This window comes from Ectorhizobium quercum, assembly GCF_026552795.1.
GTDB lineage: Bacteria > Pseudomonadota > Alphaproteobacteria > Rhizobiales > Rhizobiaceae > Ectorhizobium > Ectorhizobium quercum.
In genome coordinates this window covers 323,665-345,103 of the sequence record NZ_JANFPI010000004.1, presented here as the reverse complement: position 1 = coordinate 345,103, position 21,439 = coordinate 323,665, and the positions used below count along the sequence as shown (strand labels likewise).

Genomic DNA, 21,439 nt, shown 5'->3' with positions numbered 1-21,439 from the left:
TGGCATGAGCCGCCCGACAGTCAAGCTGTTTCGGTATCGCGGCAGAAGGATCAGGCCCGTTCGAGGGCAATGGCGATGCCCTGTCCGACGCCGATGCACATGGTGGCAAGCGCCCGGCGCCTGCCCGTCAGCGACAGTTCCAGCGCCGCCGTTCCGGCGATGCGCGCGCCGGACATGCCGAGCGGATGGCCGAGCGCGATCGCCCCGCCGTTCGGGTTGGCGCGCGGATCGTCGTCGGCGATGCCAAGCAGGCGCAGCGTCGCGAGACCCTGGCTGGCGAAGGCCTCGTTCAGTTCGACCACGTCGAGATCGTCCGCCGTCCAGCCGATCCGGGCGAGCAGCTTCTGCGAGGCCGGGGCCGGGCCGATGCCCATGATGCGCGGTGGAACACCCGCCGTCGCCCCGCCGACGACGCGGGCAATCGGCGTCAGGCCATGCGCCTTCACCGCGGCTTGCGAGGCGACGATCAGCGCCGCCGCCCCGTCGTTGACGCCGGAGGCGTTACCCGCCGTCACCGTCGCCCCGTCGATGCGGTTCACCGGCTTCAGCTTCGCCAGCGCATCGAGGCTGGTGGCGCGGGGATGCTCGTCCTTCACCACCGCCAGCGGATCGCCCTTCCTCTGCGGCACGAAGACGGGAACGATTTCCCTGCCGAGGCGGCCGTTTTCCTGCGCGGCCGCCGCCTTGTCCTGGCTGCGCAGGGCGAAGGCGTCCTGATCCTCGCGCGAGACCTTGTAATCGATGGCGACGTTGTCGCCGGTCTCCGGCATGGAATCGACGCCGTAGGCGGCCTTCATCGCCGGATTGACGAAGCGCCAGCCGATGGTGGTGTCGTAGATCTGGGCATTGCGGGAAAAGGCGGTTTCCGCCTTCGGCATCACGAAGGGCGCGCGGCTCATGCTTTCGACACCGCCGGCGATCACCAGCTCCGCCTCGCCGGCCCTGATGGCGCGGGCGGCGGTAATCACCGCGTCCATGCCCGAGCCGCAGAGGCGGTTGATGGTCGTGCCCGTGACGGAGACGGGCAGGCCGGCCAGAAGCAGCGCCATGCGGGCGACGTTGCGGTTGTCCTCGCCGGCCTGGTTGGCGCAGCCGAAGATCACGTCGTCGACCGCCTCCCAGTCGACGCCGGCATTGCGCTTCATCAGCGCCTTCAGCGGCACGGCGCCGAGATCGTCGGCCCGAACGGAGGACAGCGCGCCGCCGAAGCGGCCGATGGGCGTGCGGATGTAATCGCAGAGATAGGCTTCGGTCATGATACTGGTCCTCTACAGCGGCGGGGCGACGAGATCGGCCACGGGCCCGTCGAGATGAAGCGTCGCGCCGGTCAGCGCCTGAAGCGCGTCGAGGGAAAGGCCGGGCAGCTTTTCACGCAGCACGAAGCGGCCTTCGACGATATCGATCACGGCGTGGCTCGTATAGACACGGGTGATACAGCCGACGCCGGTCAGCGGAAAGGTGCATTTTTCGACCAGCTTCGGCTCGCCGTTCTTGGTGACGTGCTCGGTGATGACGAAGACCTGCTTGGCGCCGTGCACGAGATCCATCGCGCCGCCGACGGCGGGAACGCCCCTGGAGCCGACGCGCCAGTTGGCGAGATCGCCGCTTTCGGCCACCTGATAGGCGCCGAGGATCGCGACGTCGAGATGGCCGCCGCGCACCATCGCGAAACTATCGGCGTGGTGGAAGAAGGCCGCGCCCGGCTTCAGCGTCACGGCCTTCTTGCCGGCGTTGATCAGGTCCCAGTCCTCCTCGCCCTCCGCCGGCGGCTCGCCGAAGTCGAGAATGCCGTTTTCGGTGTGGAAGATCGCCTGCCGGCCCGGCGGCTGGTAACGGGCGACCATTTCCGGAAAGCCGATGCCGAGGTTCACATAGGCGCCGTCGGCGATGTCCTGCGCGGCGCGCCAGGCGATCTGGGCATTGGAAAGCTTGAGGTCTTCTTGCGTTTCGGCGGTCATGCGTAGACGGCTCCCGACCGGATGAGGATTTCTTCCTGTTGCGGATCGGCGATCTCGACGACGCTGTCGACGAAGATGCCGGGGGTGACGACGTGCTCCGGGTCGATGCCGCCGAGCGGTACGAGCCTCGCCACCTGGACGATGGTCTTTGCCGCCGCCATGCACATGATCGGATTGAAGTTGCGGGCGGCCTTGTTGTAGGTCAGGTTGCCGTGGATGTCGCCGACATGCGCCTTGATCAGCGCGAAATCGGCCTTCAGCCAGCGCTCCTGCACGTAAGGGCGGCCGTCGAACTCGGCGATCACCTTGCCTTCCGCCAGTTCCGTGCCGTAGCCGGTCGGCGTGTAGAAGGCGGGAATGCCCGCGCCGCCGGCACGGATGCGCTCGGCGAGCGTGCCCTGCGGCACCAGTTCCAGCTCCACCCTGCCGGCCAGATAGGCGTCGGTGAAGGCGCGTGGATCGGACGAGCGCGGGAAGGAGCAGATCATCTTTTTGACCAGCCCGGCATCGATCATTGCCGCGATGCCGATGCGGCCGTTGCCGGCATTGTTGTTGATCACCGTCAGATCCTTCGCGCCCTTGTCGATCAGGGCGTGGATCAGCTCGATCGGCGCGCCGGAGCCGCCGAAACCGCCGATCATGACGGTCGCGCCGTCTCCGATCCCGGCGACGGCTTGCGCCGCGCTCGCGATTGTCTTGTCCATTGAAACTCCTCCGTTCGGCGTGGGGCCTACCGGGCCGCCGCCGTTTCCGGAGCTGAAATTACGGCGCAACACCCATCGACGGCAACCGGTTTGTGCGTTATATGATTTTTGTTCGTATATCGCACAAAATGGAGAGGCGATGCCATGACGGTCAGGGAGCGCGACATGATGGGCGGGCTCGCCAAGGGGCTGCGGGTGATCGAGGCTTTCAGCGCCGAGCGGCCGCGCCTATCGATTGCCGAGGCGGCCGAGATCGCCGGGCTCGACCGGGCGACGGCGCGGCGTTGCCTGCTGACGCTTTCGGAACTCGGCTATGCCGCCTATGACGGCAAGTTCTTCACCGTCACGCCGCGCGTGCTGCGGCTCGGCACGGGTTGCCTCGCCACCATGCCCCTGCCGCGCATCGTGCAGCCGACCCTCGACCGGCTGTCGGAAACCATCGGCCAGAGCACCTCGGTCTCGATCCTCGACGAGGGGGAAATCGTCTATGTGGCGCGCGCCGCCCAGCGGCGGGTCATGTCGATCGCGCTGATGCCCGGCTCGCGGCTTCCGGCCTATTGCACCTCGATGGGCCGCGTGCTGCTGGCCGCGCTGGCACCGGAAGAGGCGCGCGCCATTCTGGAAGCCTCCGGGCGCAGCGCCCGGACGGAGCGGACGCTGACGGACATCGACGCGCTGATGGCGGCGCTCGAGGAAACGCGCAGGCTCGGCTACGCGACCATCGACCAGGAAGTGGAAACCGGGCTGCGCTCCATCGCCGTGCCGCTGAAGACCGTGCGCGGCAGAACGGTCGCCGCGCTCAACGCCGGGCTCGCCGCGACGGCGGAGCCGGTTTCCGCGCTTGCGGATCGCTACCTGCCGCCGCTGAAGGCCGTGCAGGCCGAACTCGCCGCCATGCTGGCCTGATCACCAGGGCAGGCCGACATAGTTTTCCGCCAGCGCCGTCTGCGCCGCCGGCGATCCGGCCAGATGCGCCATTTCCGCACCCTGCATGCGCCGCAGGAAATCGCCCTCGTCGGGGAAGCTGTGCAGCATCCGCGTCATCGACCAGGAAAAGCGCGAGGCCTTCCAGACGCGGGCGAGCGCCGTGGCGGAATAAGTCTCCAGCAGGCTTTCGTCGCCGGCATAGCGGGCGATCAGCGCCCGCGACAGGTAGAAGACGTCGGAGGCGGCGAGGTTCAGCCCCTTCGCCCCGGTCGGCGGCACGATATGGGCGGCGTCGCCGGCGAGGAAGAGGCGTCCCCAGCGCATCGGCTCGGAAATGAAGCTCCTGAGCGGCGCGATGGATTTCTCGATGGACGGGCCGGTCTCCAGCGTTTCGGCCAGATCCGGCGGCAGGCGGCGGCGCAGCTCGTCCCAGAAGGCTTCGTCGCTCCAGTCCCCCGGCCGGTCGGCCAGCGGCACCTGAAGATAGTGGCGGCTCAGGTGCGCATTGCGCATCGAGCACAGCGCGAAGCCGCGCTCGTGGCCGGCATAGACGAGTTCGTGGTGGAGCGGCCGCGTTTCGGAGAGAATGCCGAGCCAGCCGAACGGATAGACGTGCTCGTAATCGCGCCGGACGGCTGCGGGAATGGTGCGGCGGCTGACGCCGTGGAAACCGTCGCAGCCGGCGATGTAATCGCAATCGACGCGGTGGCTTGTCCCGTTCTGCGTGAAGGTGACGAACGGCGCGCCCCGGTCGGCGTCGTGGATCGTCACGTCCTCCGCCTCGTGGATGACCGGCGCGCCGATGCGGTCGAGTTCGCCGTAGAGGTCGCGGGTCACTTCCGTCTGCCCGTAAATCGTCACCGTCTTGCCGGTCAGCGTCCGCAGGCCGATGGGCACCGTCTGCCCGTGGGCGGCGATGACCGTGCCGCCATGCACGAAACCCTCCGCATCCAGCCGTGTGCCGACGCCCGCCTCCCGCAGGAGGTCGCACAGCCCCTGTTCCAGAACCCCGGCGCGGATGCGGGCCAGCACGTAATCGCGGCTGCGCCGTTCCAGCAGCACGGCATCCACGCCCGCGCGGCGCAGGAGCAGCGACAGGAGCAGCCCGGACGGGCCGCCGCCGATGATACAGACCTGATGACGCATCGTTGTTTATCCTCTCGAAGATCAAAGCGGCGAAAAGGCGAGCGGCCGCAGCACGACATGCGCCGCGCCGGAAAGCGGGGCGGCGGGCACGGGATCGGCACCGCGCGGCAGCAGGGACAGCGGCCCGCCCGGCTCGCCCGACAGCGTGTCCCACACGGCGACGGCTTCGTGGACGGCCAACCCGTCGACGAGCGCCGCGCATTCGCCGGCAAAGAGCGGCGTTCCCGCAACCCGCGCCCGGCGGGCATCGCCACGCTGCGCAAGGGCCGCGTCGAAGGCGGGCGACGAAACGGTGAGGCGCAGGAAGCGGTTGTGCTGCTCCTCGACCAGCGCGAAGGCTTCGGGAACGAAGCCCTGCGTCCACGCCTCCTCGGCGGAAAGCGCCGCACGGCAGGCTTCGCGTTCGGCCCAGTCCGCATAGCTCCACAGGTGATGGATGGTGTTGAGCGGCCCGGTCTCGCCGAGCCAGTAGCCCGTCAGCGGCAGGTGGCGCGTGACGAACGGCAGGCCGCGATCCGCCAGAAGCGCCAGATAATCGGGGGCCGCGCCGGGCTTCAGCCGGTAGCTTCGCCATTCATGGATCATGTTTCTCTCCCTTGCTCAGGAAACTGGCCAAGGAAGAGCTTTTCGGAAATGGACGGAGCGTCGGAAAGATTGGACGATAGCCGGAGGCGGCTTCCAGCGTGGCGATGTTCGGGCGCGCACCTCGCCTCCGTCATGGTCGGGCCTGACCCGACCATCCACGCCACACCCTCCGCATGGACCCTCGGGTCGAGCCCGAGGGTGACGAAGGTTTATGATGCAGGCCCGCACATTGCCGGGGACGGGACCGGCCGCCTCACGCTTCCCGGTGCAGTGCCTGCTTGCGGAAGGCGCCCGGCGAGACGCCGACGCGCTGGGTAAAGAAGCGATTGAAATAGGCGGGGTCGTCGAAGCCGGTCAGGTGCGCTACCTGCGCCACGCTGCTTTCGGTATAGACGAGATAGCGCTTCGCCTCGATGACGATACGCTCGTAGAGCAGGTCGGAGGCCGTCTTGCCGGCGCGCGCCTTGCAGGCGGTGTTGAGGCGCGCCTGCGTCACGGCGAGGTCGCCGGCATAGAAGGCGAGCGAGCGCTCGCTGCGGAAATGCGTTTCCAGCAGCGCCCGGTAGCGCACGAGGAGATCGTAATCCCGGTCCGGCGCGGCGATGCCGGGATCGTCATGCGTCACGGAAAGCCGGAGCATCACGACGAGGAGGCGCATGTATTGCGCCATGATCGCCGTGCGGCGGCCGGGGGCGGACCAGATGAACTCCCGGTGCAGCCATTCGAACGTGTCGAAGACCGCCGGAATGCTGACGCCGGTCCCTTCGAGCGGATAGACGGCCGGCCGTTCCGCCGCCCCCATCAGGCGCGGATCGGAGGCCGCGGCCGCCTTCAGGCAGCCGAGCGCGGCGGTAACGACGAAGCCGTCGGTGCCGGGGTCGAAGTCGATCTGATGCACGATGCCGGCGGGCACGACGAGAATGCCCGGCACGGAAATCGGCAGGATCCGTTCCTCCAGCCGGATGGTGCCGCCGCCTTCCTTTACCAGCAGCGCCTGCATGTGATCGGGATGGGCGTGCGGACGAATTCTCCAGTCGTTCGGCCCGCTGCGGTCGCGGATCGGCTCGATATGCAGGAAGTCGAGTTCGACGTCCGCGCCCTGATCGCCATAGAGATAATAGTGCGGAATGCCGCGCGCGGCTTCGCTTGCCATGTTTCCTCCCGAATGTCTCCCGGCCGAATTGTGCAACAATTGCGCCGGTGCGTCCATTGGTCCGCAGAAGGGGGCGGGTTAGCAAGGGTCCATGCCACGACAGGGAGGAACCGATGGAGCGGCTCAAGGAGGACGGGCGCGTCTGCGACGTGCTGGTGATCGGATCGGGCGCGGGCGGGCTCGCCACCGCCATCACGGCGAAGAAGTACGGCCTTTCCGTGATCGTCGTCGAGAAGGAGCCGGTCTTCGGCGGCACCACCGCCTTTTCCGGCGGGGTCCTGTGGATCCCCGGCAATCGCCACGGCAGGGCGAACAATCCCGCCGACACGCGCGAGGCGGCGCGGCGCTACCTGAAGGCCGAAACCGGTAACTGGTTTCAGGAAGAGGCGGTCGACGCCTTTCTCGACGCCGGCCCGAAAATGCTCGACTGGTTCGAGGCGGAAACGGATGTGAAGTTCGTCCCGACGCTCTACCCCGACTACCACCCGGCGGTGGAAGGCGGCGCGGAGGTGGGGCGCTCGGTGCTGGCCGCGCCCTTCGACACCCGTTCGCTGGGCGCGAACCTGAAGCGGCTGCGCCCGCCGCTTTCCACCATCACCTTCATGGGGATGATGTTCAATTCATCGAACGCCGACATAAAGCACTTCTTCAACGTCACCAAGTCGACCGCCTCCTTCGCCTATGTCGTGAAACGGCTTGCCGCGCATGCCGGCGAAGTGGTGCGCTACGGCCGCGGCGTGCAGGTGACGAGCGGCAACGCGCTCGCCGCGCGGCTGGTGAAATCCTGCTTCGACCTCGGCATCCCGATCCTGACGGAAGCGCCCGCCCTGCACCTGACGAAGGACGGCGGCCGCGTGACCGGCGCGAAGATCGGCGGCAGGGAGGCGGGAACGATCATGGCGCGGCGCGCCGTGGTGCTCGCCTGCGGCGGCTATGCGCAGGATCTCGCCCGCCGGGCCGGGGTCTATGTCCATCTGAAGGCCGGGGCGGCGCATTTCTCGCCGGTGCCGGAGGGCAACAGCGGCGACGGCATCCGCCTGGGCGAGGAGGCGGGCGGGGCCTTCGACGCCGAGTTCCCGCAGGCCGCCGCGTGGATGCCGGTCAGCCGCGTGCCGGGCAAGGGGCTCTTTCCGCATCTCCTCGACCGCTACAAGCCGGGCATGATCGCCGTGCTGTCGAACGGCCGGCGCTTCACCAACGAAAGCGAGAGCTATCACGATGTCGGCGCGGCGATGATCGCGGCTGGAGAGGCCTCTGCCTGGCTGATCTGCGATCACCGGGCGATCCGCAAATACGGGCTCGGCCATGCCAAGCCTGCGCCGATGCCGCTCACCCCCTGGCTTCGCTCCGGCTATCTGAAGACGGGCCGCACTCTGGCCGACCTCGCCCGCGCCTGCGGCATCGACACCGCCGGGCTGGAAGCGACGGTGGCCGGTTTCAATCGCGGCGCGCGGCAGGGGCGCGACGAGCAGTTCCACCGCGGCGAAACCGCTTTCAACCGCTATCTCGCCGATCCCGACAACAGGCCGAACCCCTGCGTCGCGCCGGTGGAACAGGGGCCGTTCTACGCGGTGAAGCTGGAAATGGGCGACCTCGGCACGTTCGACGGGCTGAAAACCACCGTTCCGGGCGAAGTGCTCGACCGGCAGGGCCATGTCATTGCCGGCCTCTATGCGGTCGGCAACGACCGCGCCTCGATCATGGGCGGTAACTATCCGGGCGCCGGCATCACGCTCGGCCCGGCCATGACCTTCGGCTGGATCGCCGGGCGTCATCTGGCCGGCATCGCGCCCGGCGCCGCCAACGGGGAGGTGGCCGCATGAGCTGGCTCGGGCTGGACGGAAAGACAATCGTCGTCACCGGCGCCGGCGGCGGCATCGGGCAGGCGCTCGCCCGCGCCTTCGCCGGCGAGGGGGCGCGCGTCGTGCTCATCGACCGCGACGAGGCGCGCACGGCGCCACTCGCCGCAGAGATCGGCAACGGCGCGTTCGCGCTCGCCTGCGATCTTTCGAAAGCCGGCGAGATCGCCGCGGCGGCGGAAAGGGTCGAGGCGGCGGGCGGCGCCGACATTCTTGTCAACAATGCCGGAATCCTGCGGCCCGGCCCGCTGGAAAGCGTGTCGCAGGCCGACTGGTCGGCCATGCTCGCCGTGAACCTCACCGGCTATCTCGCCGCCGCGCAGGCCTTCGGCAAGGGCATGATCGCGCGCGGGCAGGGCGCGCTCGTCCACGTCGCCAGCATCGCCGGCAGCCAGCCGCAACCGGCCAGCGGCGCCTATTCGGCCTCCAAGGCGGCGATTTTGATGCTGTCGCGGCAGCTTGCCTGCGAATGGGGGCCGAAAGGCATCCGCTCGAACACGGTCAGCCCCGGCCTCGTGCGCACGCCGCTGTCCGAACCGTTCTACCGGGACGCCGAGGTGAGGGCGCGGCGCGAGGCGATGGTGCCGCTGGGCCGGATCGCGGGGCCGCAGGACATGGCCGACGTGGCGCTGTTCCTCGCCTCGCCGCGCGCGGCTTACGTGTCCGGGCAGGACATCGTCGTCGATGGCGGCCTGTCGCAGACGCTGATGGGGCTGGTGCCGAGGCCCGGCTATGCATGAACCCGGAAACGCCATCGTGACGGGCGGGGCCGACGGGATCGGCCTCGCCATCGCGCGGGCGCTGGCCAAGGCCGGCTTCAGCGTGACCATCGCCGATCTCGACGGCGAAAAGGCCGCCGCGCGGGCGGCGGAACTGGGCGAAGGGCATCGCGGCATCGCCTGCGACGTCACCGACGAGGCGCGGGCGACGGCCGCTGCCGCGGCGCGGCCCTTCGACGTTCTGGTCAACAATGCCGGCATCGGCGACAGCCACCTGCCGACGCTGGAACAGGGCATCGAGGATTTCCGCAGGGTGCTCGACGTGCATCTTTCCGGCACCTTCCTGATGTCGCGCGAGGTGGCGAAGGGCATGGCGGCGCGCGGCGGCGGGGCCATCGTCAACCTCTCCTCCATCGCTGGTCTCACCGGCCTGCCGAAGCGCAACGCCTATGGCGCGGCCAAGGCGGGCATCGTCGCCATGACGCGGGCCATGTCCTGCGAATGGGCCGGCAGCGGAATCCGGGTCAATGCCGTCGCGCCCGCCTTCGTCGAAACCGCGCTCGTCAGGACGCTCGCCGATGCCGGGCGCATCGACCTTTCGGCGCTGCGCCGCCGCACGCCGATCGGCCGGCTGATCCGGGCGGAGGAGGTGGCCGCCGCCGTCGCCTTCCTCGCCTCGCCCGCCGCCTCGGCCATCACCGGCGCGGTGCTCCCCGTCGACGGCGGCTGGACCGCCTTCGGCGACTTCGGCGATGCGTCTGCGGGGTGAGAGGAGCAAAGGATTCCGGTTCGTGGAAGGCCCGGCGTAACGCCGGGTTTTTCACGGCCCCCGCCAGCCTCTCCTCCGTCATGGTCGGGCTTGACCCGACCATCCACGCCGCATCTGGGGGAATGGATCCTCGGGTCAAGCCCGAGGATGACGGAAAGCAGAGGAGGAGGGCATGTCAGCAAGCCGGAACGGCCCGGCGGTTACACCCGCCGGGCCTTTCGCATGTCCGCCCGGGGAAGAAGTCAGGCGGCATCTTCGATATGGCCGCCGAGGAAGAGCTGGCCGACGCGCGGGTCCTTGAGAAGCTTGCCCGCCTCGTCGAACATGCGGGTCTGGCCGAGTTCGAGCACCAGCCCGTAATCCGACATGGCGAGCGCTGCCTTGGCGTTCTGCTCGACCATCAGGATGGTCACGCCCTGGTCTCGCAGCCGGATGAGCGTCTGGAACACCTCCTGCACCAGATTGGGCGAAAGGCCGATGGAGGGCTCGTCGATCAGCATCAGCTTCGGATCGAGCAGCAGGGCGCGGGCGATCTCCAGCTGCTTCTGCTGGCCGCCGGAAAGCTCGATGGCCTTCTGGTCCTTGCGCTGGCGCAGCATGGGGAACTGGTCCATGACCTCTTCCATCCGCTGCCGCACCCTTGCCTGGTCCTTCGCCGTGATGCCGCCAAGTTCCAGATTGTGGAACACCGAAAGCTGCGGCACGACGTTGCGGCCCTGTGGCACGTAGGTCACGCCGCGGGCGATCATCTCCGCTGGCGTCTTGCGGGTCACGTTTTCGCCGTCCAGCAGGATCTCGCCCGAATGGATGTTGAGAAGGCCGAAGATCGCCTTGAAGACGGTGGACTTGCCGGCGCCGTTGGGGCCGATGACCGTGGTGATCGACGCCTTCGGAATGGTGAAGGACGTGCCGTTGAGGATGGTGATGCGGCCATAGCCGCCGGTGACTTTCTTCAGCTCCAGCATGTCAGCCTCCCAGATATGCGTCGATGACCATCTGGTTCGACCGGATCTCGTCCGGCGTTCCCTCGGCGATGACCTCGCCCTGCGCCAGCACGATGATGCGGGTGCAGAGCGACATGACGAATTCCATGTTGTGCTCTATGACCACGAAGGTCGTGCCGTGCTCGCGGTTGTAGGTGACGAGCCGCTCCTTCAGATGGCCGAGCATGGTGAGGTTCACCCCGCCCGCCGGCTCGTCGAGCAGCACGATGCCGGGGCCGGCCATGAAGGCCATCGCCGCATCCACCAGCTTCTGCTGGCCGTAGGACAGAGAGCCGGCCGGGGTGTCGCGATAGGGGGTGAGGCGGAAGAACTCGATGAGCTGCTCCGCCTTCTGCGTCAGGCCGGCGTCCGGCTTGCCGAACAGGCGCGACAGCATCGAGCCCTCGTGCTCCTGGCCGGCGAGGATGACGTTGTCGAGCACGCTCATCTTCGGGAAGACCGAAAGCTGCTGGAAGGTGCGGCCGACACCCATCAGCGAAAGATCCGCCGGGCGCACGCCGTCGGTCGTCCGGCCGTCGATCTCGCAATGGCCCTCGGTCGGGCGAAGCTGGCCGAGGATGCAGTTGAACAGCGTCGACTTGCCGGAGCCGTTCGGGCCGATCAGCCCGAGGATCTCGCCGCGCTGGACATCGAAGCTGACGCCGTTGACGGCGCGGATGCCGCCGAACTGCTTGGACATGTTGCGGACGGACAGGATGGGTCCGCCGGTGTTGGAAGCGTGCATGTTCATAGCTGGACACCCTGCTTGAGATCGCTGCGGGCCTCGTGCCGCGGCTTGAACTTCTCGACGAGCTTCAGCCCGAGGCCGATCAGGCCGTTCGGCGAATAGACCATCAGCACGATGACGAGGAACGAGTAGATGATGAGGTAGTAGCCTTCCGTAAAGCGCAGCACTTCCGGCAGGAGGATGACGACGGCCGCCCCCAGCATCGGGCCGAAGAAGAAGCCCGAGCCGCCGACGACGACCATGAGCAGGACCTTCAGCGAATGGATGAGCGCAAAGCTGGACGGCTCGATGAACTGCACCAGCGGCGTCTGCAACGCGCCGGCGAAGCCGCCGAAGGCCGAGCCGATGGCGAAGGCCAGCAGCGTCTGGCGGCGCACCTTCAGGCCGAGGCTTTCGGCCCGCACCGGGTTTTCGCGCAGCGCCTTGAAGGCGCGGCCCCACGGCGAGCGCAGGATCCACCACAGCACGCCGGCGGCCAGCAGGAAGCAGACGAGCGAGAAATAGTAGAAGGCGAGGTTGCTGTCGGTCGTGATGCCGAAGAAGGACGGGCGCTCCATGCCGACGAGGCCGAAGGAGCCGCCGGTGATGCTCTCCTCGTTGCGCAGCACCAGGAACAGCAGCGTGTTGAAGGCGAGCGTCACGAAGGCGAGGAAATGATGCTGCACCCTGAGCGCCGGATAGCCGAGCAGCAGGCCGACGGCGAAGCTCGAAATGATCGAGATGAAGGCGGCGAGGCTCCAGTGGATGCCGGAAAGCGTCATCAGCGCGGTGATATAGGCGCCGATGCCCATGAAGCCGGCCTGCGCGAGGCTCACCTGGCCGGCATAGCCGAGCGTCAGGTTCAGCCCCATCGCGGCAATCGAGAACAAGAGCCACGAGCAGAGCGTGTAGATGATGTAGTTGCCCTGGCCGATGGGCGCGGCGATCAGCGCCGCGATGGCGATGATGAGGAGAATGGGTTGAAAACGGGTCATACGGTTCTCCCTTCCGGGGTGCCGAGCAGGCCCTGCGGGCGCAGCAGGATGATGGCGATGAGCAGGATCAGCGGCACGGCCGAGCGGTACTGGGCCGAGACGTAGACCGCCGACAGGTTGTCGATCACCCCGATCAGCAGGCCGCCGACGAGGGCGCCGCGGATCTGGTTGAAACCGCCGACGATGGCCGCGATGAAGGCGACGAGGCCGAGCGTTTCGCCGTTCGAGAACTTGGCGAGGTAGATCGGCGAGATCAGCACCGAGGCGATGGTGGCGAGCGCGGCGTTGATCAGGAAGGTGTAGAGCACCATCCGCCTGACGTTGACGCCGAGGATTTCGGCAACCGCCGGGTTCTGGGCGCTCGCCTGCATGCAGCGGCCCGTGCGGGTGCGGCTGAGAAAGAGTTGCAGGCTGCCGATGGCGATCATCGAGACGACCAGATTGCCGATATCCTGCACCGAGATGCTGGCGCCGGCGACATGATAGACCGTCTGCGGGAAGACGGCGGGAAAGGGCTGGGCGGTCGCGCCGTAGAACTCCTTGACACTTTCCTTCATCAGCAGGCCGAGCGCGATGGTGGCGATGACGAGCGGCAGCGTGCCGTGCGGCAGCATTGGCTCGACGATCAGCCGCTTGAAGGCGACGCCGAGGATGAGAAGCGACAGGACCAGCGCGAAGATGACGGCAGTCCACAGGGGCAGGCCCAGGACGGTCAGGCCGACCAGCACGAAGAAGGCCGGCAGCATGACGAACTCGCCCTGGGCGAAATTGATGGTTTGCGACGCCTGCCACAGCAGCGTGAAGCCGACGGCGGCGAGCGCATAGATGGAACCGGCGGCGAGGCCGGAAACGAGAATCTGGAGAAGCTCGGCCATTGTTATCGTCCTCAAGGGCTGTTGGTCGGCTTGCGAATATTGGCGAAGGGGGGCCGCCGGCGCCTCGCGCCGCCGGCGGCGGGACCAGAGATGAGGGCGATCAGTTCGGCGGCAGGATGGCTTCCACCACCTGCTTGCCGTCCTCGACCTTCACGAAGAAGCTCTCGCGGGACATTTCGCCGGTTTCGTCCCAGCTCACGTCCATCAGCACGCCGGGATATTCGGATGCCTTCAGCGTCAGGCCGTGCAGCTTTTCGGCAACCGCCTTGCCGTCTGCGCTGCCCACCAGTTCGGTCACGTATTTCAGCGTCCAGGCGGCCGTGTAGCCCTTGATGGCGTTATGGTCCGGCGTGTAGCGGAACTTTGTCTTGAAGCGCTCGACCATTTCGGTCATGGCCGGGATGTTGGCGTCCGGGGTCAGGCCGACATGGCCCATCGCCCCGTTGGCGGCGTCTCCCGCCAGTTCGATGACCTTGTGGCCGATCAGCGTGGTTTCACCGACCAGCGGCTTGTCGATGCCCTGCTTGCGCGCCTCGCGCAGGAAACGGGCGCTTTCCTCCTCGGTCAGGTAGACGAAGATCGCGTCCGCGTCGGAATTCTTGAGCCGGAGGATGTCGGCCGAGAAATCGGCCTGCGCCTGTTCGGCCGGCACGTCGACCACGACCGGAATGCCGGCCTTCTCCATCTCCTCGAGGAAGGCCTGATGGCCGCCCTTGCCGAATTCGGTGTTGGCCCAGGCGACGCCGACCTTCTTCACGCCCATCTGCTCGACCATGTATTTCGCCATCTTCGGCACGCCCTTCTGCGAGCCGAACGCGGTGCGGAAGATGTAGGGGTTGCCCTTGTCGGTGATCGAGGGCGCTTCCGAGCCGGTGAACTGCGGAATGCCGTATTGCCGGGCGACGAGCATGTTCACCACCGTCGAGGAGGAGAACACCGTGCCCATGATGGCGTAGACGCCGTCGTCTATGGCCTTCTGCACCATAGCGCGCGAGACCTGCGGATCGGTCTGGCTGTCGTATTCGGTTATCCTGACCTGCTCGTTGAGAATGCCGCCCTGGGCATTGATCTCCTCGAAGCCCATCTTCACGCCGTCGCGGAAATTGGTGCCGGCAGCGGCACCCGGGCCGGACAGCTCGACGATGGAGCCGACCTTGAGGTCGGCGAGCGCGGGTGCGGCACCCAGCGCCAGCACCATCGCGGTTGCGGAAAGCAGTTTCCTGATCATCATGTTCCTCCCGTGAGTGATCATCTGTGCACTATCCGGCCGGCATCCGACACGGGACCGGCATTCGGAACGCTGGCCGGCGGCAGGCTCCTCCTCCCCGGCAGCGATTTTCTGTCAGTCGGTCTTCTCCACCCTCCCAGATGGGCGACCGGCCGCACCATAGCGTGCGCCGGAGCAGGTTGACGAGTACCCGCCGGGGGCCCGGCGCAGCATCGTGCCGGTCCCGTCCGGACGTCTCTGCCGTTCTCGCATCCCGACAAGACCACGACGCCCGCGACCGGAAAATGGACGATGGGGGCTAAACATTGGACTTCTCCTGCCCGGCGGCGGTTTTCAGAACGGCGAGAGACTGGCGGATTCCGGCCTCGATGCCCGTGACCGGCTGCGCGCCGAGAAACGACGGCACCGGATCGGACTGAAGGTCGGCGGGTATGCGCAGCGGCGGTCCCTCGATGGCGATGTCCGTCCAGCCGGTCTGGCGGCCGAGTTCGGAAACGAACGCTTCCAGGCCGGCGGTTTCGCCGGACATGGTCAGCACCGTCGCGCCGTCGAGCGGCGCGGTCATGGCCGCGGCCAGCATGCGGGCCACATCGTCCACATGGACGAAGCCGACCCGGCCGGAAAAACGGATCACCGCCGGCTCCCGCCGCACGGACGCGGCGATGGCGATCGACGGGCCGGCGGCGATGCCGGCGCTGATGCCGGGGCCGTAGACGACATAGGGCCGCAGGCCGAGGCTCGGCACGCCGTGATCGACAAGGAAGGCGCGGGCAGCGCCTTCGACCGCCAGCTTGGTGGCGCCGTAGATCGTCGTCGGCTGCGGATGGCGCGCATCCTGCGGCCCGAAGACGCCGGCGCTGCTCAGATAAGCGACGGGAAGGCGTCGCGCCTTCGCGGCCTCGAAGACGTTGAGACTGCCGATCAGGTTGACCCGCGCGCCGAGAACCGGAGCGCGGGCGCAATCCAGCGTCATCAGCCCGGCGAGGTGGACGATGCCGCCGCAATCGCGCGCCGCCGCGGCGACGGTGGCCGCATCCGTGATGTCACCGGTCACGATCTCGGCGGCGATGCCGCGCGGCAGGCGCTCCGGTCTCGGCGCAAGGTCGAGGATGCGAATATCGTGGCCGGCCCCGTGCAGGGCCTCGACCGTGCGCAGCCCGACGAAGCCGGTGCCGCCGGTCACGAGAATCCGGCTCATGGACGCGGCCCTCCCGGCGTTGCCGCCTGAAGGACGATACGTCCGGATTCCTCACCTGCCTGCGTCTTTCGCATGGACACTCCTCCCGAAATGGCCGATCTCTCCCGGCACCGATCATCGCAATAAATGGAATGACATTCAATAATAAACTTCAATTCCATTTTTATTTTTGCCGCTCCGATTGCGAGGCGTCGCCCAGCGCGGCCCGCAACCGGTCCTCATCGACCGGCAGGCCGGTGAAAAGGCGCCACGCATCGACGCCCTGGCCGACGAAAAGCTCGTAACCGGAAATCACCTGCATGCCCTCGGCAGCGGCGTCTTTGAGGAACTGCGTTTCGACGGGGGTGTAGACCGCATCGAACGCCCATTCGCCACCGCGCATGGCGGCGCGGGCGAGCGGCGTGCCGTCATGGCCCACCATGCCGACCGGCGTGCCGTTGACGAAACCGGCGGCACCGGCTGCGAGGGCGGCCGCATCGTCGCCGGTCTGCGCGGCAAGTCCGGGGCGCACGGCCTGAAGCGCATCGGCCAGCGCTTCGGCGCGCTGCCGGTCGCGATCGGCGATGCGGATGTCGGACAGGCCGAGGGCGACGAGGGCGAAGGCGATCGCCCTGCCCACCCCGCCGGCGCCGATCAGCAGCACCTGGCCGGGCCGGGCCTTGCCGCGCACGCGCCGGTAAGCGGCGATGAAGCCCGAATAATCGGTGTTGAAGCCGCGAGCGCCGCTTTCCTCGAACAGCACGGTGTTGACGGCGCCGATGGCGCGCACCAGCGGATCGTCGATCCTCACCCGCGCGGCGGCCCGCTCCTTGTAGGGATAGGTCACGTTGACGCCGCGATAGCCCGACGCTGCGACCGCATCGAAAAGCGTGTCGAAATCCGTGCCGCGCTCGGCGGGCATCAGCCGGTCGTAAACGACCTCGTGGCCGTTCTGGGCCGCCGCCAGCCCGTGCAGGCGCGGCGAAAGCGACTTGCCGATATTGTCGCCGATCAGGCCAAGGCGAATGGTTTCGGTCATGCGGCACGCTCCGTTGCGAACACTCAAGGCTTCCGCCATCCGCGGCCTGCCGGCTGGCGGCCCATATCCGGCCCGTGGCAGGCGCGACATCGGGCCGGGATCGGTTCCGTCCCGGCCGCTCACCGCTTCGGCATTCCCTCCGGGCGCAGCAGCCGGCGCTGCGCGGCGATCCGGAAAGGGGCGTTCATGGCGCCGTATCCGCCATAGGCGCCGCGCCGCTCGACGACCTCGAAGAAAAAGCCCTCGCCGAAGGTGCGGCTGTAGATCTGGAAATACTCGCCGTTGTCGTCGCGGTCGTAGAGAATGCCCGCCGCCCTGAGCCTGTCGGAAAACGCCGGCTCCAGCCCGAACCGGGCCTCCAGGTCGTCATAGTAGTTCCGCGAGATCGGCAGGGCCTGGAAGCCGAGCGCGGTCAGCGCCCGCGCGGTGAAAAAAATGTCGTCGGTGGCGAAGGCGATGTGCTGGATGCTCGTGCCGAAGCCTTCGGCAAGGAACTTTCCGGCGAAGGTCTTGCGACTGTCGGCGCCGTTCATGGTCAGCCGGAAGCGCTGGTCCGGCAGGCTTTCGATCGCCTGGCTGCGCACCAGCCCGCCGGGATCGACGACATCGACCATCGGCGTGCGCCGCGTCGCGAAGATCGAGGTATAGAACAGCAGCCAGGTCAGCATCTCGTCGTAGCGGGTGGTCTGGGCCAGATGGTCGATGCGCGTCAGGCCGGCATTGCCGCGCGGGGCGGCCGGCACGACCGGCTCGAACTCGCTCTGCCATATGGCGGAAAGCGCCGGTGCATCGTCGAGGAAATAGATCACGCCGTTGCCGACGCCCTGGATGGCGGGCACGGAAATCTCGCCCGGCTGGCGCGGCTCGGAAAAGACCGGGGCGCCGAGGGCGGCGGCGCGCTCGCGGGCGGCCTCGGCATTCTCCACCCGCATTCCGAAGGCATAGGCGTTCGTGCCGTGGACGGAATAGGAGGCGCCCGCGAAGCTGTCGCCGGAACTGTCGGTGTTGATGGCGATGCGGATGCCGCCCTGGGTATAAAGATCGACGTCGCGGTTGCGGTGCCGGGCGGTCTTCTCGAAACCGAGCGTTGCCAGAAGCGCCTCGAGATTGACCTTCTCCTCCGTGCCGGCGGCGAATTCGACGAACTCGATGCCTTCGGCATGGATGCGGTCCGGCATGGGAGGAACCGCGATGCGGATGTCCGGCTCCAGCCGCGCCACCTGGTCCATGACATACACCAGCGACCGGTGCCCGTCTTCGGCCAGCGCCCGGGCGGAGCCGCCGCGGAACTGGTCGTTGAAGATTTCAAGCGACAGCGGCCCCGCATAGCCGGTCGCCGCGACGGCGCGCATGAAATCGACCACCGGCAGGTCGCCTTCGCCCGGCATGTTGCGGAAATGGCGGCTCCAGTAGAGCAGGTCCATGTCGATGAGCGGCGCATCGGCAAGCTGGACGATGAAGATCCGGTCGCCGGGAATGGAGCGGATCGTGTCGGGATCGATCTTGCGCGACAGGGTGTGGAAACTGTCGAGAATGAGCCCGACGGCGGCATGATCGGCACGCCGGACGATTTCCCAGGCATCGCGGTGGTCGTTGACGTGGCGGCCCCAGGCCAGCGCCTCGTATCCGACGCGCACGCCGCGCTTCGCCGCCCGTTCGCCAAGTTCGCGAAAATCGTCGGCGGCGCGGTCGATGCCGCCGAGCGATATGGGCGACACGTTCGAGCAGATCAGCATCAGGTCGGTGCCAAGCTCGCCCATGATGTCGAACTTGCGCTCCGCCCGCTCGAAGGCGCGGGCGCGGTGAGGCTCCGGCATGCCCTCGAAATCGCGGAAGGGCTGGAACAGGGTGATCTCCAGCCCGTGGTCGCGCGCCATTGCCGCCACCTCGCGCGGCGAGGCGTCATAGGTCAGGAAATCGTTCTCGAAAATCTCGACGCCGGTGAAACCCGCCCGGGCGATGGCCGCCAGCTTTTCGGGAAACTCGCCGCTGATCGAGACGGTCGCGATGGAGGTGCGCATCGTCGCGCCCTGTCTGCCCTTGTCGTCGCTGGCCATGTTGCCCTCCTGCCGGGTTCATCTATGGATCGGTCGATTGCAGGGCCGCGGAACGCCTTCTTTGCGTCCGTCAGCCGGCGTCCTTTCCCAAACGTTCGATCTGCCCGGTCAGGCGGCGCGCCGCCGACAGCGAGACGCCCGTCGCCACCGTCATCTGCGGCAGGACGAGCCATTCCAGCGCCCAGGCCGCGCCGGACCGCTCCTGCTCATGCACCAGCGACTGGTGCATGGCCGAAAGCTGCGCCGCGTTGAAGCGCGCCAACGTGACCAGCAGCTCTGCCGAAACCGGGTTCTGCTTGTGCGGCATGGCCGACGAGCCGCCGCCGCCCGACAGGCGGATTTCGCCGCCGAGTTCGGCAAGCAGCGCCACATCCTGGCCAAACTTGCCGAGGCTTCCGCTCACGAGCGACAGCAGGCCGGCGAATTCGGCAAGCGTGTCGCGCTGGCTCTGCCATTGCGGCCGGTCGGCAAGGCCGAGCCGGGCGGCCAGCGCGGCGCGGACCTGCGCGCCCCTGCCGGCGAGTTTTTCCAGCGTGCCCGCCGCACCGCCGAACTGGACGGCGAAGCCGTCGCGCCGGAACGCCGCCAGGCGCTGCCGGCTGCGCTCCAGCGGCGCACGCCAGGCCGCGACACGGTCGGCGGCGGTGATCGGAATGGCCGCCTGCATGCGCGTGTAGCCGGTCAGCGACAGGTGTCCGTCGCGCTCCGCCAGCGCGGCCAGTGCGTCGATGCAGTCCGCCAGCCGCGTTTCGACGATCTCCGCCGCCGCGGCGAGGCGCAGCACCAGGCTGGTGTCGATCACGTCCTGGCTCGTCGCGCCGAAGTGAACCTTCTCCGCCGCCGCGCCGCCGACCGCCCGGCGCAACTGCCGGACGAGTTCGGGCACGACGACGCCATCCCTCCCCACGCCGCCGCCGAGCGCCGCCATGTCCGGCACGAAACGGGCAAGGCCGTCAGCGACGGCCCCTGCCTCTACTTCGCTCAGGATGCCGCATTCGGCCTGCGCTTCGGCCAGCGCGGTCTCGAACCGCAACATGGCGGCGATATCGGCCTCCGCCGAAAAGAGCGGGGCGACCTCGGCGTCGCCGAACAGGCCGGACAGGAACGGATGCTCGAAGGGGGAAAGGCTCATGGGGCTCCGTCAGATATCGAAGAACACGGTTTCGCCTTCGCCCTGAAGGCGAATGTCGAAGCGGTAGGTGCTGTCGCCTTCCTTCTGCGCGATCAGCGTCGGAATGCGGTTCCTGTGCTCGATGCGGGCCAGAACCGGGTCCTCGGCATTGGCGGCATCCTCCTCGGGAAAATACATGCGGGTGTGGAGGCCGATGTTGATGCCGCGCGCCACGATCCAGAAGGTGACGTGCGGCGCCATCCAGCGGCCGTCCCTGAAGGGAACGCGGCCCGGCTTGATCGTCTCGAACACGAATTCGCCGGTATCCATGTCGCCGGGCGAGCGGCCCCAGCCGAGGAAGTTCGGATCGGCGGCACCCCGCGTCTCGGCCGGGCTGTTGTAGAAGCCGGCGTCGTCGGCCTGCCAGATCTCGATCAGCGCGTCCTTCAGCGCATTGCCGCCGCCGTCGTAGACGGTGCCACGAATGGTGATGCGATGACCGCGCGTCTGGTCGTTGTAGAGCGCGCCGGAGCCGAGATCCGTCTCGAACACGCCGTGGATGCCGACGAAATTCGGCGTGCAGCCGATGTGAACGTAGGGGCCGGCGGTCTGCGAGGCGCTTTCCTTGAGATAGCCAAGCGGTTGAACCATGTCAGTTGCCCTCCGGACGGTTCTCGAAGAAGGTGGAACGGCGGCCGCGCAGAACGATATCGAACTTGTAGGCGCGCATGTCCATCGGAACGGTGGCGTTCATGTCGAGCGGCGCGACGAGCCGTCGGATCGCCTCCTCGTCGGGAATGGTCTTGACGATGGGACAACGCCAGATCAGCGGATCGCCCTCGAAATACATCTGGGTGATGAGGCGCTGCTGGAAGCCGTGGCCGAAGATCGAGAAATGGATGTGCGCCGGGCGCCAGTCGTTGACGCCGTTCGGCCAGGGATAGGGGCCGGGCTGGATGGTCTTGAACCAGTAGTAGCCGCTCTCGTCGGTGATGGCGCGGCCGACGCCGCCGAAATTCGGATCGACCGCCGCGAGATAGGTTTCCTTCTTGTGGCGGTAGCGCCCGCCGGCATTGGCCTGCCAGAACTCGACCAGCGCGCCGGCGACGCCGCGGCCGCGCTCGTCGAGCACGCGGCCATGCACCAGAATGCGCGGGCCGATGGGCATCTCGCCGGGGCGGGCGTAGTTGAGGATCAGGTCGTTGTCGAGCGGGTTCAGCAGGCCGTGGCCGAAGACCGGGCCGGTGATCTCGCTCTTCGTACCCTCCAGCGAGATCAGCGCCCGCTGCGGCGAGCGCAGCACGGTCGTCTTGTACCACGGCGTATAGGCCGGCGGATGCATGTCACGGTCGCGCGCGAAAAACGGCCCGGTTTCGGGCGGGTTGTTGCTCATTTCGTCTCCTCCTGCTCGGCATTCCGGCGCCACG

Annotated in this window: 21 protein-coding genes; 4 read left to right on the top strand and 17 right to left on the bottom strand. The window is 67.7% G+C overall.

Annotated features, from left to right (window positions below; translation table 11 throughout):
- Positions 1-50: 50 nt before the first annotated feature.
- From pcaF to NOF55_RS13980, 3 genes are read right to left on the bottom strand one after another with little or no spacing between them, the layout of a single operon-like run.
- On the bottom strand, positions 51-1,256 hold the full coding sequence (gene pcaF, locus NOF55_RS13990) for a 3-oxoadipyl-CoA thiolase (RefSeq protein ID WP_306412001.1): 1,206 nt from the start codon (positions 1,254-1,256) through the stop codon (positions 51-53).
- A gap of 12 nt (positions 1,257-1,268) precedes the next feature.
- Positions 1,269-1,958, bottom strand: a complete 690-nt coding sequence (locus NOF55_RS13985; RefSeq protein WP_306412000.1) for a CoA transferase subunit B — start codon at positions 1,956-1,958, stop codon at positions 1,269-1,271.
- Positions 1,955-2,662 (bottom strand): 3-oxoacid CoA-transferase subunit A, encoded by a 708-nt coding sequence (locus NOF55_RS13980; RefSeq protein ID WP_306411999.1) that lies wholly within the window; start codon positions 2,660-2,662, stop codon positions 1,955-1,957. The genes NOF55_RS13985 and NOF55_RS13980 overlap by 4 nt, the downstream gene beginning before the upstream one ends.
- A gap of 144 nt (positions 2,663-2,806) precedes the next feature.
- On the opposite strand from NOF55_RS13980, the gene NOF55_RS13975 reads away from it, so the two are divergent.
- Entirely contained in the window at positions 2,807-3,568 is a 762-nt protein-coding gene (locus NOF55_RS13975; protein ID WP_306411998.1) for an IclR family transcriptional regulator domain-containing protein, read from the top strand.
- On the opposite strand, the gene pobA is transcribed toward NOF55_RS13975, so the two are convergent.
- The 3 genes from pobA to NOF55_RS13960 form a co-directional block, all read right to left on the bottom strand.
- Positions 3,569-4,735, bottom strand: a complete 1,167-nt coding sequence (gene pobA, locus NOF55_RS13970) for a 4-hydroxybenzoate 3-monooxygenase (protein WP_306411997.1) — start codon at positions 4,733-4,735, stop codon at positions 3,569-3,571.
- Positions 4,736-4,756: 21 nt separating this feature from the next.
- Positions 4,757-5,320 (bottom strand): NIPSNAP family protein, encoded by a 564-nt coding sequence (locus NOF55_RS13965; RefSeq protein ID WP_306411996.1) that lies wholly within the window; start codon positions 5,318-5,320, stop codon positions 4,757-4,759.
- Positions 5,321-5,573: 253 nt separating this feature from the next.
- Positions 5,574-6,473: a helix-turn-helix domain-containing protein gene (locus NOF55_RS13960; RefSeq protein ID WP_306411995.1), complete on the bottom strand. Its 900-nt coding sequence runs from the start codon at positions 6,471-6,473 to the stop codon at positions 5,574-5,576.
- 113 nt (positions 6,474-6,586) lie between these two features.
- On the opposite strand from NOF55_RS13960, the gene NOF55_RS13955 reads away from it, so the two are divergent.
- The 3 genes from NOF55_RS13955 to NOF55_RS13945 are packed head-to-tail and all read left to right on the top strand — an operon-like array spanning position 6,587 to position 9,820.
- Entirely contained in the window at positions 6,587-8,296 is a 1,710-nt protein-coding gene (locus NOF55_RS13955; protein ID WP_306411994.1) for an FAD-dependent oxidoreductase, read from the top strand.
- Positions 8,293-9,072 carry an SDR family NAD(P)-dependent oxidoreductase gene (locus tag NOF55_RS13950; protein WP_306411993.1) on the top strand — a complete coding sequence of 260 codons (780 nt, stop codon included), beginning with the start codon at positions 8,293-8,295 and terminating at the stop codon, positions 9,070-9,072. Before NOF55_RS13955 ends, NOF55_RS13950 begins: the two co-directional genes overlap by 4 nt.
- Positions 9,065-9,820, top strand: a complete 756-nt coding sequence (locus NOF55_RS13945) for an SDR family NAD(P)-dependent oxidoreductase (RefSeq protein ID WP_306411992.1) — start codon at positions 9,065-9,067, stop codon at positions 9,818-9,820. The genes NOF55_RS13950 and NOF55_RS13945 overlap by 8 nt, the downstream gene beginning before the upstream one ends.
- A 242-nt stretch (positions 9,821-10,062) precedes the next feature.
- Here NOF55_RS13945 and NOF55_RS13940 read toward each other — a convergent pair whose 3' ends face one another.
- The 11 genes from NOF55_RS13940 to pcaH all read right to left on the bottom strand — a co-directional run bounded on the left by NOF55_RS13940 (position 10,063) and on the right by pcaH (position 21,405).
- Entirely contained in the window at positions 10,063-10,785 is a 723-nt protein-coding gene (locus tag NOF55_RS13940; protein ID WP_306411991.1) for an ABC transporter ATP-binding protein, read from the bottom strand.
- A gap of 1 nt (position 10,786) precedes the next feature.
- Positions 10,787-11,554, bottom strand: coding sequence for an ABC transporter ATP-binding protein (locus NOF55_RS13935; RefSeq protein WP_306411990.1), 768 nt, complete (start codon positions 11,552-11,554; stop codon positions 10,787-10,789).
- Positions 11,551-12,525 (bottom strand): branched-chain amino acid ABC transporter permease, encoded by a 975-nt coding sequence (locus NOF55_RS13930; protein WP_306411989.1) that lies wholly within the window; start codon positions 12,523-12,525, stop codon positions 11,551-11,553. The genes NOF55_RS13935 and NOF55_RS13930 overlap by 4 nt, the downstream gene beginning before the upstream one ends.
- The gene (locus tag NOF55_RS13925; protein ID WP_306411988.1) at positions 12,522-13,400 is read right to left on the bottom strand and encodes a branched-chain amino acid ABC transporter permease; all 879 of its coding nucleotides are present in this window, start codon (positions 13,398-13,400) and stop codon (positions 12,522-12,524) included. Before NOF55_RS13925 ends, NOF55_RS13930 begins: the two co-directional genes overlap by 4 nt.
- A 100-nt stretch (positions 13,401-13,500) precedes the next feature.
- Positions 13,501-14,631: an ABC transporter substrate-binding protein gene (locus NOF55_RS13920; RefSeq protein ID WP_370868981.1), complete on the bottom strand. Its 1,131-nt coding sequence runs from the start codon at positions 14,629-14,631 to the stop codon at positions 13,501-13,503.
- Positions 14,632-14,926: 295 nt separating this feature from the next.
- Positions 14,927-15,826, bottom strand: a complete 900-nt coding sequence (locus NOF55_RS13915; RefSeq protein WP_306411987.1) for an NAD-dependent epimerase/dehydratase family protein — start codon at positions 15,824-15,826, stop codon at positions 14,927-14,929.
- Positions 15,827-15,989: 163 nt separating this feature from the next.
- The gene (locus NOF55_RS13910) at positions 15,990-16,844 is read right to left on the bottom strand and encodes a shikimate dehydrogenase family protein (RefSeq protein WP_306411986.1); all 855 of its coding nucleotides are present in this window, start codon (positions 16,842-16,844) and stop codon (positions 15,990-15,992) included.
- A 119-nt stretch (positions 16,845-16,963) separates the two neighbouring features.
- Entirely contained in the window at positions 16,964-18,865 is a 1,902-nt protein-coding gene (locus tag NOF55_RS13905; protein WP_306412219.1) for a bifunctional sugar phosphate isomerase/epimerase/4-hydroxyphenylpyruvate dioxygenase family protein, read from the bottom strand.
- A 106-nt stretch (positions 18,866-18,971) separates the two neighbouring features.
- On the bottom strand, positions 18,972-20,033 hold the full coding sequence (locus NOF55_RS13900; RefSeq protein ID WP_306411985.1) for a 3-carboxy-cis,cis-muconate cycloisomerase: 1,062 nt from the start codon (positions 20,031-20,033) through the stop codon (positions 18,972-18,974).
- A 9-nt stretch (positions 20,034-20,042) separates the two neighbouring features.
- Complete coding sequence (gene pcaG / locus NOF55_RS13895; RefSeq protein WP_306411984.1) at positions 20,043-20,663, bottom strand: protocatechuate 3,4-dioxygenase subunit alpha; 621 nt, start codon at positions 20,661-20,663, stop codon at positions 20,043-20,045.
- A gap of 1 nt (position 20,664) precedes the next feature.
- Positions 20,665-21,405, bottom strand: coding sequence for a protocatechuate 3,4-dioxygenase subunit beta (pcaH, locus tag NOF55_RS13890; protein ID WP_306411983.1), 741 nt, complete (start codon positions 21,403-21,405; stop codon positions 20,665-20,667).
- Positions 21,406-21,439: the final 34 nt, after the last annotated feature.